12 protein-coding genes are annotated in these 13,595 nt (G+C 71.3%); 3 read left to right on the forward strand and 9 right to left on the reverse strand.

The features are described 5' to 3' along the window. Positions 1-4: 4 nt before the first annotated feature. The 7 genes from ACIQRL_RS07525 to ssd form a co-directional block, all read right to left on the reverse strand. Entirely contained in the window at positions 5-763 is a 759-nt protein-coding gene (locus tag ACIQRL_RS07525) for an Rv3654c family TadE-like protein (protein WP_401328413.1), read from the reverse strand. Beyond that, positions 760-1,146, reverse strand: coding sequence for a TadE family type IV pilus minor pilin (locus ACIQRL_RS07530; protein WP_401328415.1), 387 nt, complete (start codon positions 1,144-1,146; stop codon positions 760-762). Before ACIQRL_RS07530 ends, ACIQRL_RS07525 begins: the two co-directional genes overlap by 4 nt. Positions 1,147-1,168: 22 nt before the next feature. After that, on the reverse strand, positions 1,169-1,342 hold the full coding sequence (locus ACIQRL_RS07535) for a DUF4244 domain-containing protein (RefSeq protein ID WP_401329522.1): 174 nt from the start codon (positions 1,340-1,342) through the stop codon (positions 1,169-1,171). 161 nt (positions 1,343-1,503) lie between these two features. Next, positions 1,504-2,301, reverse strand: a complete 798-nt coding sequence (locus tag ACIQRL_RS07540) for a type II secretion system F family protein (RefSeq protein WP_401328418.1) — start codon at positions 2,299-2,301, stop codon at positions 1,504-1,506. Beyond that, a complete protein-coding gene (locus tag ACIQRL_RS07545; RefSeq protein ID WP_401328421.1) occupies positions 2,298-3,170 on the reverse strand; it encodes a type II secretion system F family protein in 873 nt (290 codons plus the stop codon). Before ACIQRL_RS07545 ends, ACIQRL_RS07540 begins: the two co-directional genes overlap by 4 nt. Continuing rightward, on the reverse strand, positions 3,157-4,500 hold the full coding sequence (locus tag ACIQRL_RS07550) for a TadA family conjugal transfer-associated ATPase (protein WP_401329524.1): 1,344 nt from the start codon (positions 4,498-4,500) through the stop codon (positions 3,157-3,159). The genes ACIQRL_RS07545 and ACIQRL_RS07550 overlap by 14 nt, the downstream gene beginning before the upstream one ends. Before the next feature lie 251 nt (positions 4,501-4,751). Continuing rightward, on the reverse strand, positions 4,752-5,846 hold the full coding sequence (gene ssd, locus ACIQRL_RS07555; protein ID WP_401328423.1) for a septum site-determining protein Ssd: 1,095 nt from the start codon (positions 5,844-5,846) through the stop codon (positions 4,752-4,754). A 573-nt stretch (positions 5,847-6,419) separates the two neighbouring features. On the opposite strand from ssd, the gene ACIQRL_RS07560 reads away from it, so the two are divergent. Next, entirely contained in the window at positions 6,420-7,253 is an 834-nt protein-coding gene (locus tag ACIQRL_RS07560; protein ID WP_401328425.1) for an HAD family hydrolase, read from the forward strand. A gap of 368 nt (positions 7,254-7,621) precedes the next feature. Here ACIQRL_RS07560 and ACIQRL_RS07565 read toward each other — a convergent pair whose 3' ends face one another. Beyond that, on the reverse strand, positions 7,622-8,446 hold the full coding sequence (locus ACIQRL_RS07565) for an oxidoreductase (protein WP_401328428.1): 825 nt from the start codon (positions 8,444-8,446) through the stop codon (positions 7,622-7,624). 101 nt (positions 8,447-8,547) lie between these two features. Between ACIQRL_RS07565 and ACIQRL_RS07570 the strand changes: the two genes are divergently transcribed. Beyond that, positions 8,548-9,528 carry an ATP-binding protein gene (locus ACIQRL_RS07570; protein WP_401328430.1) on the forward strand — a complete coding sequence of 327 codons (981 nt, stop codon included), beginning with the start codon at positions 8,548-8,550 and terminating at the stop codon, positions 9,526-9,528. Positions 9,529-9,587: 59 nt separating this feature from the next. Here the strand turns inward: ACIQRL_RS07570 and ACIQRL_RS07575 are convergent, their stop codons facing one another. Next, a complete protein-coding gene (locus tag ACIQRL_RS07575) occupies positions 9,588-10,862 on the reverse strand; it encodes a hypothetical protein (RefSeq protein WP_401328432.1) in 1,275 nt (424 codons plus the stop codon). Between the two features lie 336 nt (positions 10,863-11,198). Here ACIQRL_RS07575 and ACIQRL_RS07580 point away from each other — a divergent pair, with 336 nt between their 5' ends. Beyond that, positions 11,199-13,586 carry a SulP family inorganic anion transporter gene (locus ACIQRL_RS07580; protein ID WP_401328434.1) on the forward strand — a complete coding sequence of 796 codons (2,388 nt, stop codon included), beginning with the start codon at positions 11,199-11,201 and terminating at the stop codon, positions 13,584-13,586. The last annotated feature ends 9 nt before the right edge of the window (positions 13,587-13,595 follow it).

Raw genomic sequence — 13,595 nt, forward strand, 5'->3', positions numbered from 1 at the left:
AGCCTCAGGGCCTGTCGATCCCGCAGGCCCTGGAGGCCCGTAGCGCCTGCGGGCCTATGGACCTGCCGCACCTGTCGGACCTACCGGACTGCGGGCCTCGGAGGGCCCGTGGGCGGCCCCACGGGCCCTGTACGACCCGTCTGCCCTGTACGCCCCACCGCCCTATAGGACCCGCCTGCCCCGTAGGGCCCGCCTGCCCCGTAGGGCCCGCCTGCCTTGTAGGACCCGTAGTACCTGCAGGCTCAGGATCTGGGGGTCCTGCTGGCAACGTAGACCCCGTGGGACCTGTAGGACCCGTAGGGCCTAGAGGTCCTGCAGGACCTGGAGGACCAGTGAGCCCTGCCTGCCCCTGAGAGCCCGGAGGTCCCGCCCTCGATCTGACCTCCGCGATGAGCGGTCCGGATCCGGACGCCGCCGTCACGTCCGAGATCTGGCCCTCGACCGCGCACCGCACGAGCCGCGCGCTCTGCGCTCGGGCCACGCGGTCCGCGCGGGCACAGGCCGCCGCGCCGCCGTCGCTCCAGTGATCCGCCGCGGCGAGGGCCGCCAAGTCCGCCGCCCCTGCCGCGCGGTGCCGCACCACGACCGCCTGTCCCATCGCCAGCACCGCGCCGAAGACGGCACACAGCACAGCGATCGCGCCCACCGTCCAGACGGTGGCCGATCCTCTGTCGGCGGGCACGCGCCACCGTGCCCGTCGGCGACTCACAACGAACGACCACTCCCGTCGCCGGCTCCGTCGGCGGCTCCAATTCCTGCTCATGTTCCATCCACCCCCACCGCCGTCTCCCCCACCGTCTCCTCCGCCAGCGCCACCGCCTCGTCGGTCAGTTCAAGGGAAAGGGCGGCGGGACCCGGCGTCCTCGCTCCGACCGTCACCCTGACCAGGTCGGCCTCGCGGCTCACGGTGACCCTCGCGCCGGGCGGGGCCGCCAGGCGGGTCGTCGCCAGGACCGTTTCCGGCGAGTCCTGGCGCGCCGCCGACCGGGCGCCCGCCCTCGCCGCGTCCACGCACTGGATCTGCGCGGACGCGGCGAGCAGGGCCCAGACCAGCGCCATACCGACGAGGACCAGCGAGGGCAGCACTACGGCGGCCTCAGCGGTGACGAATCCGCCGTCCCGACGCCGGACCGGACCGGCCTTCAACAAGGCTGCCCTCGGGCCCCGTTCACATCTGGACATTGAGCGCCCGTCCCACGATGCCCTGCAGTTCCTCACCGACCTGCCCGCTCGTCACCACCTTGTAGAGCGCGGCCGCGAACGCCACCGCGGCGATGACACCCACCGCGTACTCGGACGTGACCATTCCCGCGTCCCTCCGCGCCGCGACCGACGCGAGCATCCAGGCCCGCGTCCGCACACGCCGCTGCCTCCGCCCCTCCCATTGCCCTCGTCCTCGTCCGAGACCTCGTAGCGTCCTGCGCATTTCGACCTCCGTGAAGTTCAGCCCTGTCGGCCATTTCGTCGTACTTGTCGTTCACAGCTCGTCGTTGCCGCCGTCTGTCACCCACCACCTCCCCGCAGCAACCCGCCGGCCAGCCCGATCACCACGGGCAGCACGCCGATCGCGAGGAAGGCGGGCAGAAAACACAGCCCCACGGGGGCGGTGACCATGACGGCCGCCCGGCGTGCCCGTGCCGTCGCGGTGCGCCCCCACTCGGCGCGGGCCTCCGCCGCGAGCCGACCGACCGGCACAGCCGCCGGTACGCCCGACTCGCCCGACCGCTGCAGCAGTCGCGCCAACCCCTGGGCGCCCGGTATCGACGCCAACTTCCGCCACGCGACGCCCGGTTCACCCCCGAGCCGCACCTCCGCCGCCCCCCGGGCCAGCCGCTCGCCCACCGGTCCGCCCAGCGCCTCGCCGACGGCCTGGGCAGCGGCCACAGGGCTCGCCCCCGCCGCGATGCAGGCCGCCACCAAGTCGGCTGCGAGCGGTAGTTGACGGGCTGCCAGCGGCACGTCGTAGTCCTCCGGAGGCGTCTGGTTCCGTCGCTGCCGCCAGCGCAAGACCCCGAACCCGGCCGCCAGCCCCGCCAGGACCCCGGCGAGACCGCCGACCAGGACCCAGCCGGCGCACACCACGCCCAGCAAGGGCAGCCACCGTCGGCCGTGGCTCCGCACCTCGTCGCTCCGTACCGCATACCGCCGCGGCGCTGACACCGGCTCCAGGAGCAGCAACTCGGCCAGTCGCCCGCGCACTCTCCTCGCGCGCCGCACCGCCCCGAACCAGCGGGCCGGCGAGCCGACCAGGAGCACTCCGCACACAAGTACCCCCAGCCTGTGGACAACTTCCGCGCTCATGCCGCCTCCGCCCCTCGTACGATCCGCAGCGCCCACCACAGCCCCACGCCCTCCAGCACCCCGCCGACGAGCAGACAGCCCAGCCCCGGGCCGGTGTGCAACAGCACGTGCAGCGGGTCCGCGCCGAGCGCGGTGCCGAGCAGAAGACCGAGGACCGGCAGGCCCGCGAGCATCGAGGCCGTCGACCGCGACCCGGCCAACTGGGCACGCATGTCCGCTCTTTGATCGCGCTCGGCTCGCAGCGCGGCCTCCAGCCGGTCCAGGCCCGCCGCGAGTCCCGCACCCCGGTCCACGGCCACGCGCCAGCACGCGGCGAGTCCCACCAGTCCATCGGCGCCCGGCTGCCGTGCCGCCTCGGTGAGCGCGCCCGGCACATCCCCGCCGAACCTCGCCGCGGCCAGCACCACCGGCTGTGCGTCACCGAGTCCGTCCGAGTCGCGTGCCGCTCCGAGCAGCGCCTCGCCGGGCTGACGTCCGGCCCGCACCTCACCGGCGAGGGCGCCGCACAGGGCGATCACCGCGTCGCCGCGTCGTTCCCGCTCGCGCCGAGCCTCTCCCGCCCGTCGCACCCGCCCCAGGAGAGGCATTCCGACAGCACCGAGGAGAAGCGGCAGCACCGAGGTGCCCAGCACCGCGATCACCGATCCCGCCACCAGCGACCAGGCTTCGGGCCGCAGCCGCCCACGCAGCCGTCGGCAGTCGACCAGGATCCGCTCCCACAGGGGCGGCCCGGTCGCCGCCCCACCACCCGCGAGCAGCACCCTCGCTCTGCGTACCCCCGAGCCGCCCCGGCCGATCAGCCAGGCCGCGATCCCGGCACACGCCACGGCCGCTGCCGCGGGCGCGTCCGCCGTCTCACCGATCCCCATCCCGCTCTCCGTTCGCGTCCCGATGTCCGGCCCCTGCCGCGGTTCCGGCGTCCGATCCGTCTGACGGACTCATCGCACTCCGCCTGCCCGGAGCAACTCCCGTTGCGCCGAGCCCGATCGGCCCGTGACGCCCCTGGCTCCCGTCCCTGAGCAGCTCCCGCAGCCGCTCCCACCCCCGCTCGTACGCGAAGGCCTCCTCGCCCCACCGCAGCGCCGGCACCGTCACCACCAGCCCCGACGGGTCGCGTTCCAGCACATGCACCTCCGCGATCCGGCGCCGCCCCGCCCGGTCCCGTACGAGATGCAGGACCACGGACAGTGCCGCCGCCAGTTGGCTGTGCAGGGCGGCCCGGTCGAGGCCGGCCGCGGTGCCCAGCGCCTCCAGCCGGGCCGGGACCTGCGCCGCCGCGTTGGCATGGAGAGTTCCCGAGCCGCCCTCATGTCCTGTGTTGAGGGCGGCCAGCAGCGAGACGACCTCCGGCCCGCGCACCTCGCCGACCACCAATCGGTCCGGTCTCATCCGCAGGGCCTGCCGGACGAGATCCTGGAGCGAGACGAGGCCGACGCCCTCCTGGTTGGCGGGCCGCCCCTCCAGTCGCACCACGTGCGGATGGTCGGGCCGCAGCTCCGCCGAGTCCTCGGCGAGCACGATCCGCTCCCCGGGGCCGACCAGCCCCAGCAACGCGCTCAGCAAGGTCGTCTTGCCGGAACCCGTGCCTCCGCTGATGAGGAAGGACAACCGGGCGTCCAGCAGCGCTCGGAGCACCCGGTCCCCGCCGGGCGGCACCGTCCCCGCCGCCACCAGTTCGTCGAGGGTGAACGCGCGCGGCCGTACGACGCGCAGAGAGAGGCAGGTGGAGCCGACGGCGACCGGTGGCAGCACGGCGTGCAGCCGGGTTCCGTCCGGCAGTCTGGCGTCCACCCAGGGCCGGGCGTCGTCGAGCCTTCTGCCGGCCACCGCCGCGAGGCGCTGCGCGAGACGCCGTACGGCCGCCACGTCCGGAAAAGACACGGAGGTCAGCTCCAGGCCACCGCCGCGGTCCACCCAGACCCGGTCGGGCGCCGACACCAGCACGTCGGTGACCGACGGGTCGGCGAGCAGCGGTTCCAGCGGTCCGCTGCCGACCAGCTCGGAGCGCAACCTCTCGGCCGCGCCGAGGACTTCGGCGTCCCCGAGCACCCGGCCCTGTTCACGCAGCGCCTGGGCCACGCGCGCGGGAGTCGGCTCGGATCCGCTCTCGGCCAGCCATTGCCGTACACCGTCCAGCAGCCCCGCGCGTCCGTCCGGACCGCCGCCGGTCCCGTCCCACGCCTCCGTACCCCCGGGCAGGAAGCCGGGTCCGCCCCTCGTTTCCGTCCGCCCGGAGGGGTAGTGCCGGGGCCCGCCCCGCGCGTCCGCACGGCCGGACGGGTCCAGCCCGGGTCCGTCCCGCGCACCCGTCCGTGCGGACGAATGGCGTCCGGCGCCGTCCCATGTGTCCTTTCGTGCGGGCGGGCGGCCCTCGCGGGTGTCCTGGGGCGTCGGTCCCGTTCGGTTGTCGAATCCCGCGGCGCGGTCCATGTCGGTGGTCATGTCCCAGCTCATACGCCCCCTCCTTCGACCGGAACCCGCTCCCAGAAGGCCGAGCAGAACCGGGCCAGCGGCCCCTTCGCCGCACTCCCCGGTGGCGGCCCGCCGTCCAACGGGAAGGGTTCGGCAGGCAGTTCGCCCACCAAGGGCAGGTCCAGCAGACGGGCGACCTCGCGGTCGTCGAGACCCGGCGCGTGGGGTCCGCGGACCACCAGCCGCAGATCGCGCAGGACCATGCCGACCGCGCACGCCACCCGTCCGGCCGCCGCGACCGAGCGCAGGTCGGCCGGGACCACCAGCAACCCCACGTCGAGCTGGGCGAGGATCTCGGCGACCCCCTCGTCGATACGGCGGGGCAGGTCGACGACCACCGCGCCACCGCGCCGTCTGGCGGCGGCCAGGACCGCTCGTACCGCTAGCGGGGGAATGGTGACCGCGTCGCTCCGGTCCCAGCTCAGGACCCGCAGCGCGTGCAGTTCGGGTAGCGACTCCTCCAGGGCGCTGCCGCCGACCCTGCCGCGGGATGCGGCGAACGCCGGCCAGCGCAGTCCCTCGGCCGCCTCTCCGCCCAGGAGTACGTCGAGTCCGCCGCCGAGCGGGTCCGCGTCCACGAGCAGGGTGCGCTTCCCCTCACGCGCCGAGGTGAGGGCGAGCGCGCAGGCCAGCGTGGACGCCCCGGCCCCGCCGCGGCCGCCGAGCACGCCGACGGTGAGAGCAGGGCGGCCGACTCCTTCGGCCACGTCGGCGATGCGGTCGACGAGCCATTGCTCGCCGTCCGGCAGCACCAGGACGTGGTCGGCGCCGATCTCGACGGCCCGCCGCCAGACTCCGGAATCGTCCTGGTCCCGGCCGACCAGCACCACGCCCCTTCTCCGCGCGGCTCCCCTCACACGCCGTACGGCGTCGTCGCCGACAAGGACGAGAGGTGCCGCCTCCCAGCTGCCCCTGCGTTCCGGAATCCCGTGATGGACCTCGGGCCGCGCGCCCGCCGCCGCGCACAGGCGCAGCAGGTCGTCGAGGAGGTCGACGTCCTCGGTGACGATCAATGGTCCGCCCTGCCGCCCCTCGGCGGTGGGCGGCCGGTCATGGGTGATGGCTCCCGCCACGATCTCCAGCCCCCTTCGCTGCTTCTTGCGCGGGGCCCTCCAGGACCCCGCGATTCCCGCTCGTGTGAAGAAACCGGCAAGCGGCCTCCATATGAACGGCCGATACGAACCGGCCAAACGCGTCCGACAAACGGAACGCGGCCATGAACTGGCCGCGAACGGAGCGCGTGGGAATCACGGTGCGACGATCCCGGAAATCATGTGGATCTTGGTCGAAAACTGTGGACAACTCAGCGGCTGTGAATATCGCCTTCACGCCTACCGGTGAACGCTCAACGGCTTCCGCAGAGCATCGCCATGGCTACACACAGTGACGAATCATGGGCGCGCGAACAGTGCGGAATCAGCGATGACGAGAGGGTTCCGGGGCCGCGCAGAAGGAGGGAAAACCCATCCGGACATGCGACGACCCCCGCCGGGGGGGAGAGCGGGGGTCGTCCCCACGGCCGACTCGGGGGGGGAGGAGTCGGACCGGGTTAGCACGGTCGCGAACGATCCGTGACTTCCATGGTGTACCCGAGAGCCCTCTCAGGCAAACCCACGCGCCTCACCTTACGCCGAATGGTGGGCCCTATGCTCGACCTCGTGGAAAACCACTCCTTGCCTCGCACAGCGGCCTTCTTCGACCTGGACAAGACGGTCATTGCGAAGTCGAGCACGCTCACCTTCAGCAAGTCGTTCTACCAAGGCGGACTGATCAACCGTAGGGCGGCGTTGCGCACCGCATACATCCAGTTCGTGTTCCTGGCGGGCGGCGCCGACCACGACCAGATGGAGCGGATGCGCAAGTACCTGTCCTCGATGTGCCGCGGCTGGAACGTCCAGCAGGTCAAGGAAATCGTCGCCGAGACACTGCACGACCTCATCGACCCGATCATCTACGACGAGGCCGCGTCGCTCATCGAGCAGCACCACAAGGCCGGTCGCGATGTCGTGATCGTGTCCACCTCCGGTGCCGAGGTCGTCGAGCCGATCGGCGAATTGCTCGGCGCGGACCGCGTGGTGGCGACCCGCTTGGTCGTCGGCGAGGACGGCTGCTTCACCGGCGAGGTGGAGTACTACGCCTACGGGCCGACGAAGGCCGAGGCGATCAAGGAGCTGGCCGCGTCGGAGGGGTACGACCTGCCCCGCTGCTACGCCTACAGCGACTCGGCGACCGATCTGCCGATGCTGGAGTCCGTCGGGCATCCGCACGCGGTGAATCCGGACCGGACGCTGCGCCGCGAGGCGGTCGCGCGCGCATGGCCGATTCTGGACTTCCACCGTCCGGTCCGGCTGAAGCAGCGGCTGCCCGGCCTGTCCGTGCCTCCCCGGCCGGCACTCGTCGCAGCGGCTGCCATAGGAGCCGCGGCGGCCACTGCGGGGCTTGTCTGGTACGCCAGTCGGCGTCGCGCGACAGTGGCGTAAACCGTCACGGGTGCGCGGGCGGCAAATTGAAGTCCATTTATCACCCTTTTGAACCTAAAAGTAAAGAAGTGTGGTCAGGGGTTCCGCTTCCTCCGGACCTGGAGTACAAAGGGTTTAACGGCCCGCGAGACCAAGGACATCCGAGAGGATCACCTTCAAACGCAACCAGGCCCCACGGACCGAGCATGAACATCGAGCACCCACGCGACGTCGACCCGTCGATTACGGGCCAGCCGCACCAGGTGACGGGCAGAAGTTCCCGACCTGATGGGCAATATCTCGAGGACGCTTGGTAACCCGGTGAACATGCCAGCGGCGGTACGAGACCTCGTACCGCCGCAACCCTGTCCGGGGGAGCCTGGTTTCCCTTACGCGGCGCCGCGCTGAAGCGCCTCGCAGACCGCGGCGGACTCCCTGGCACCCAACTCGACAGCCCTGCCGCAGTGCGCGATCCAGGCGGCCATGCCGTCCGGGGTGCCGGAGACGTAACCGTCCAGTGCCGCGAGATAGGCGGCGCGACCGAGTTCCGCGTGGCCGACCTCCGCAGGGCAGATGGGTTTCGGGTCGAGACCGCTGCCGATCAGGACAATGCGTTCCGCCGCGCGCGCGACCAGTCCGTTGTGGGAGGCGAAGGGGCGCAGGGCGATCAGTTCACCGTGGACGACGGCCGCCGTGACCAGGGCAGGGGCCGAGCCGCCCGCGATGATCAGCTGGGACAGGCCCTCGAGACGACCGGCGACTTCGTCCGCGTCCGGCAGCGGCACCTCCACCAGGGGCTCGTCCACCTTCTCCCCACTCTGCCGAGGCCGGCCCACCGCGTCGCCCCGATCGGCCGCCGCCACCAGGTGCAGCCGCGCCAGCACACGCAGGGGTGACTGCCGCCAGATGGACAGGAGCTGGCCCGCCTCGGCGGTCAGCCGCAGGGCGGCGCCGACCGTACGCGCCTCGTCCTCCGCGCTGAAGTCGGTACGCCGACGCACCTCTTCGAGGGCCCAGTCGGCACCGGACAGCGCCGCGGAACCCCGGGCCCCGCGCAGCGCCGCCTCGGACGTGATCTCGTTGCTGCGGCGCCGCATGATCCGGTGTCCGTACACCCGGTCAACGGCCTTGCGGACGGACTCCACGGAATCGGCCACCCCGGGAAGCGAACCCAGGGCCGCGAGCGGATCAGCGGCCGCACCTGTCGTACTCATGAGTACGACATTACGCACCCAGGGCCCGCGCCCCACGAAGGAGTGGTCTTCTTCACGCGGCGCGAGCACCGAGAGCGACAGTCCCACTACCTTTGGTGAACATGAAAATTGCTTTCGTCGGGAAGGGCGGCAGCGGCAAGACCACCCTGTCGTCGCTCTTCATCCGCCACCTCGCCGCCTCGGGCGCGCCTGTCGTCGCCGTGGACGCCGACATCAACCAGCACCTGGGCGCCGCGCTCGGGCTCGAAGAGACCGAGGCCGCCGCGCTCCCCGCCATGGGGGAGCGGCTGCCGCTCATCAAGGACTACCTGCGCGGCTCCAATCCGCGCATCGCGTCCGCCGAGACGATGATCAAGACGACTCCGCCCGGCGAGGGCTCCCGGCTGCTGCGGGTCGGCGAGACCAATCCCGTGTACGACGCGTGCGCCCGGCCGGTGGAACTCGACGGCGGCACCATCCGTTTGATGGTCACCGGCCCGTTCACCGAGGCCGATGTGGGGGTGGCTTGCTACCACTCCAAGACCGGTGCCGTGGAGCTCTGCCTGAACCATCTCGTCGACGGCCGGAGCGAGTACGTCGTCGTCGACATGACGGCGGGCTCCGATTCCTTCGCGTCCGGCTTGTTCACCCGCTTCGACATCACGTTCCTCGTCGCCGAGCCGACCCGGAAGGGAGTCTCCGTCTATCGCCAGTACAAGGAGTACGCCCGCGACTTCGGCGTCGCCCTGAAGGTCGTCGGCAACAAGGTGCAGGGCCAGGACGACCTCGACTTCCTTCGGGCGGAAGTCGGGGACGACCTCCTGGTCACCGTCGGGCACTCGGACTGGGTGCGCGCCATGGAGAAGGGCCGCCCGCCCCGGTTCGAGTTCCTGGAGGAGGCCAACCGGTGCTCCCTGCACGCCTTGCAGACCGCCGCCGACGCCACGTACGAACTGCGCGACTGGGAGCGGTACACGCGCCAGATGGTGCAGTTCCATCTGAAGAACGCCGTCAACTGGGGCAACGCCAAGACCGGTGCGGACCTCACCGAACAGGTCGATCCCGGTTTCGTGCTCGGCGAGAGTCCGATGGCCACCGCGTGAGCGGTCGGCCGGCCCGAGGCACCACCGCGGCCTGAGCGACAGGGCGGCCCGGGGTATCGCTACGGCTTGACCGCCGGAGCCCCGGGGACGCCCCTCGGGGCCGGGGCGGGGCGGCCGGACAGGAAGGACGCCCAGCCCTGCTTCGGCGCCTCGCCGACCTCAAGGCCACGGAGCTTGTCGAGGGTGGCCGGGTCCTGGGCGTCGAGCCAGTCGGCGAGCTGCCGGAAGGAGACACAGCGCACCTCGGCCTTGGTGCAGACGCGCTCGACAACCTCGTCGACGGCACGCATGTAGTTGCCGCCGTTCCAGGACTCGAAGTGATTGCCGATGATCAGCGGCGCACGGTTGCCGTCGTAGGCGCGGTCGAAGCCCTTGAGCAGGCCGTCACGCATCTGGTCGCCCCAGAGCTTCTGCTTGGCGGGGTCGCCCTGCGTCCGGGTGCCCGACTGGCTGACCATGAAGTTGTAGTCCATGGTGAGCTGCTCGTAGGAGTGTCCGGGGAAGGGCACGAGCTGCATCGACAGGTCCCACAGCCCCTCTTTCCTCTTCGGCCAGATCTGGTCGCCAACGCCGCTGGTGTCGTAGCGGAAGCCCAGCCCGCGGGCCGCCTTCATGAAATTCTGCCGACCCTCCAGACAAGGGGTGCGGGCGCCGATGAGCTCCTTGTCGTAGTCGAAGGGCAGCGACGCCGTGTCCTTCAGGCCCGTATTGGTCTTCCAGGACTTCACGAACGACTTCGCCTGGGCGATCTCGTTCTTCCAGTCCGCGACCGACCACTGGCCGACCCCGCCCTCCGTACCGCAGAAGTGGCCGTTGAAGTGCGTGCCGATCTCGTTGCCCTCCAGCCACGCGCCGCGCAGCTGCTTCACGGTGTCCTCGATGCCCTGCTGGTCGTTGAAGCCGATCTCCGAGCTCCCGGGCGAGTGCTGCGGAGGCCGGTACAGATCACGCTTGTCCTCCGGCAGCATGTACACGCCGCTCAGGAAGTAGGTCATCGTCGCCCTGTTGGCCTTGGACAGCTTCCGGAAGTGGGAGAAGAGCTTCTGGCTGTCCTCGCCGGCACCGTCCCAGGAGAAGACCACGAACTGCGGGGGCTTCTGACCCGGCTTCAACCGTTCGGGCCGCGGGAGATGCGGCTGCGCCCCGGTGTACGAGGTGGAACCGTCGCCGATCAGACGGACCGCGGCCTTCGGTGCCGGGGCCCCCGGCGCCGCCTTCTCCGCGCCGTGCACACCCTCCGGGGAGGCGGAGACGCCGCCCGCGCAACCGGCGAGCGCCGTGGTGCAGGCCGCGGCGAGTGCTACACCCGCGGCGATCCTCTGGGTGGCGGCCATGTTCCGCCCTCCTTTTCCTCGGTCGGGCAACGCGGTCAGGGCGCCATCGCCGTTATGTGCAGCTGTGCACCGGAAGCGTCGCCAAGGTTTCACGGGACCGAGAAGGAATAAATACGACAAGCCGATCAAAAGCTCACTTCACGCCAAGGAGTGAATTAGTGCCCCATTTGCTCCCATTTTCGACATCAACCCTTTACTCTGCATTACGATCCGTTTACCGAGCGTTGAAAGTCCCGCCGCTGCACGCCGTGACCCACGGCCGCGACCCGCCCCCCGCCGCTTCGGACGGGGGATCACCTGTTCCGCGACCGCGCTGCCCCGGAGGAGACGGGAACCATGTCTGCCTGCGTCCCCACCCGCGCCGCCGACCCGACTCGGCCCGCGCACGTCCACCAGCCCCACAGCCCCCCGCCGACCCCGCCCCGACGTTTCCGTGTCGCGGGCGCCGACGTGTCGGCCTCGATCGCGGTCTTCCTGATCGCCCTCCCCCTGTCCCTCGGCATCGCCCTCGCCACGGGCGCGCCACTGCAGGCCGGCCTTGTCGCCGCCGCCGCCGGCGGCCTCGTCGCGGGACGCCTGGGCGGCTCACCGCTCCAGGTGAGCGGACCCGCGGCCGGGCTCACGGTCGTCACCGCCGACCTCATCCACCACTACGGCTGGCGCGCGACCTGCGCCATCAGTGTGCTCGCCGGAATCGTGCAACTCGTTCTCGGCTGCCTGCGCGTGGCCCGCACCGCTCTGGCCGTCAGCCCCGCGATCGTGCACGGCATGCTCGCCGGGATCGGCGTCACCATCGCCGTCGCCCAACTGCACATCGTGCTCGGAGGCGTCCCCCAGAGCTCCGTGCTGGACAACCTCGTCGCGCTGCCGGACCAGGTGGCACGCACGCACCCCGCGGCGGTGTCGATGAGCGTGCTGACGCTGGCGCTGCTGTTCGCCTGGCCGCGCATTCCCGGGCGGGCCGGGCGGGTGCTGCGCAAGGTCCCCGCCGCGCTGGTCGCCGTGGCCGGCGCCACCGTGACCGCCTCGCTCGCCGGACTGACGTTGCCCAGGGTCGGCCTGCCGTCCTGGAGCAGTCACGCGCTGGCCGGGCTGCCCGAGGGGCCGGTGCTCGGCATCGCCGCCGCCGTCCTCACCGTGACACTGGTGTGCAGCGTGCAGTCGCTGCTCGGCGCCGTCGCGGTGGACAAGCTGGTGAGCGGCCGGCCGGAACTCCAGGCGCACGTGGGCCGTTCCCGCCTCGACCGGGAACTCCTCGGGCAGGGCGCCGCCAATGTCGTCTCCGGCGCGCTCGGCGGACTGCCCGTGGCCGGGGTCGCCGTGCGCAGTTCCGCGAATGTGCAAGCGGGTGCCGTCAGCCGGAACTCCACGATGCTGCACGGCGTTTTCGTAGTAATTGCCGCGCTGTTGATGGTCCCGATCCTGGAGCTGATCCCCCTCGCATCGCTCGCCGCCCTGGTGATGGCCGTCGGCATCCAGATGGTGTCCCTGCACCACATCCGCACGGTCACCCGCCACCGCGAGGTGCTGGTGTACGCCGTCACCACGCTCGGCGTCGTGTTCCTCGGAGTTCTCGAGGGCGTGGCACTGGGGGTCTCCGTGGCCGTCGGTGTCACCCTGCACCGTCTCGGGCGGACCCGCATCACCCACGATGAGAGGGAAGGAGTCCATTACGTACATGTACGAGGTCAGTTGACGTTCCTGGCGGTGCCACGGCTCAGCCGCGCCCTGCATCTCGTGCCCCGAGGGGCGGAGACCGTCGTGGAGTTGGACGGTTCGTTCATGGACCACGCGGCGTACGAGTCGCTACAGGACTGGCAGAGTGCGCACATCGCCCAGGGCGGCACGGTCGATCTCGGCGGGCGGACCGGAACACGGATCGCCGAGCCCGTGAACGCCCGACACTGCCGCTGCCGGCCTTGGACGCCCTGGCGGAACCACCAGTGCGACGCCTCCACCGAACCGGGGTCCTCGTCCTCGGGCGCGAGGTCGGCCGGGCAGCACGAAGAGCCCGGCGCGGCCAGACCGAGCGGGAACCAACTGGCGCGCGGCATCAGCGCGTTCCAGCGCAACACCGCACCCCTGGTGCGGGATGAACTGGCCCGGCTCGCACGGGAAGGGCAACGGCCGTCCCAGCTGTTCCTGACCTGTGCCGACTCCCGGCTCGTCACCTCGATGATCACATCCAGTGGTCCGGGCGACCTCTTCGTCGTACGGAATGTGGGCAACCTCGTGCCGTTGCCCGGAAAGGAGAGCGGGGACGACTCGGTGGCCGCGGCCATCGAGTACGCGGTGGACGTGCTGAAGGTGCGGTCCATCACGGTGTGCGGACACTCCGGGTGCGGAGCCATGCAGGCCCTGTTGGCGTCGGAGTCCGGAGGGGCGCTCACACCGCTCAAGCGGTGGCTGCGGCACGGGCAGCCGAGCCTGGACCGGATGGCCGACGGCGACAGACCCTGGGCGCGGCTCGCCGGACGGGCGCCCGCCGACACGGTGGAGCAGCTCTGTCTGACCAATGTGGTGCAGCAGTTGGAGCACCTGCGGGCACACGAGTCCGTGGCACGGGCCCTGCGGGAGGGCGCGCTCGAACTCCACGGGATGTACTTCCACGTCGGGGAGGCCCAGGCATATCTGCTGGCCGACGCGGACGGGGCCGAACTGTTCGATCATGTGGGCGCGTTCGATCATGTGGACGCGGCGGAGGAGCTGCGGCATCCGGCGTGATCGGGCGGT

The organism is Streptomyces sp. NPDC091209 (genome assembly GCF_044757755.1).
GTDB lineage: Bacteria > Actinomycetota > Actinomycetes > Streptomycetales > Streptomycetaceae > Streptomyces.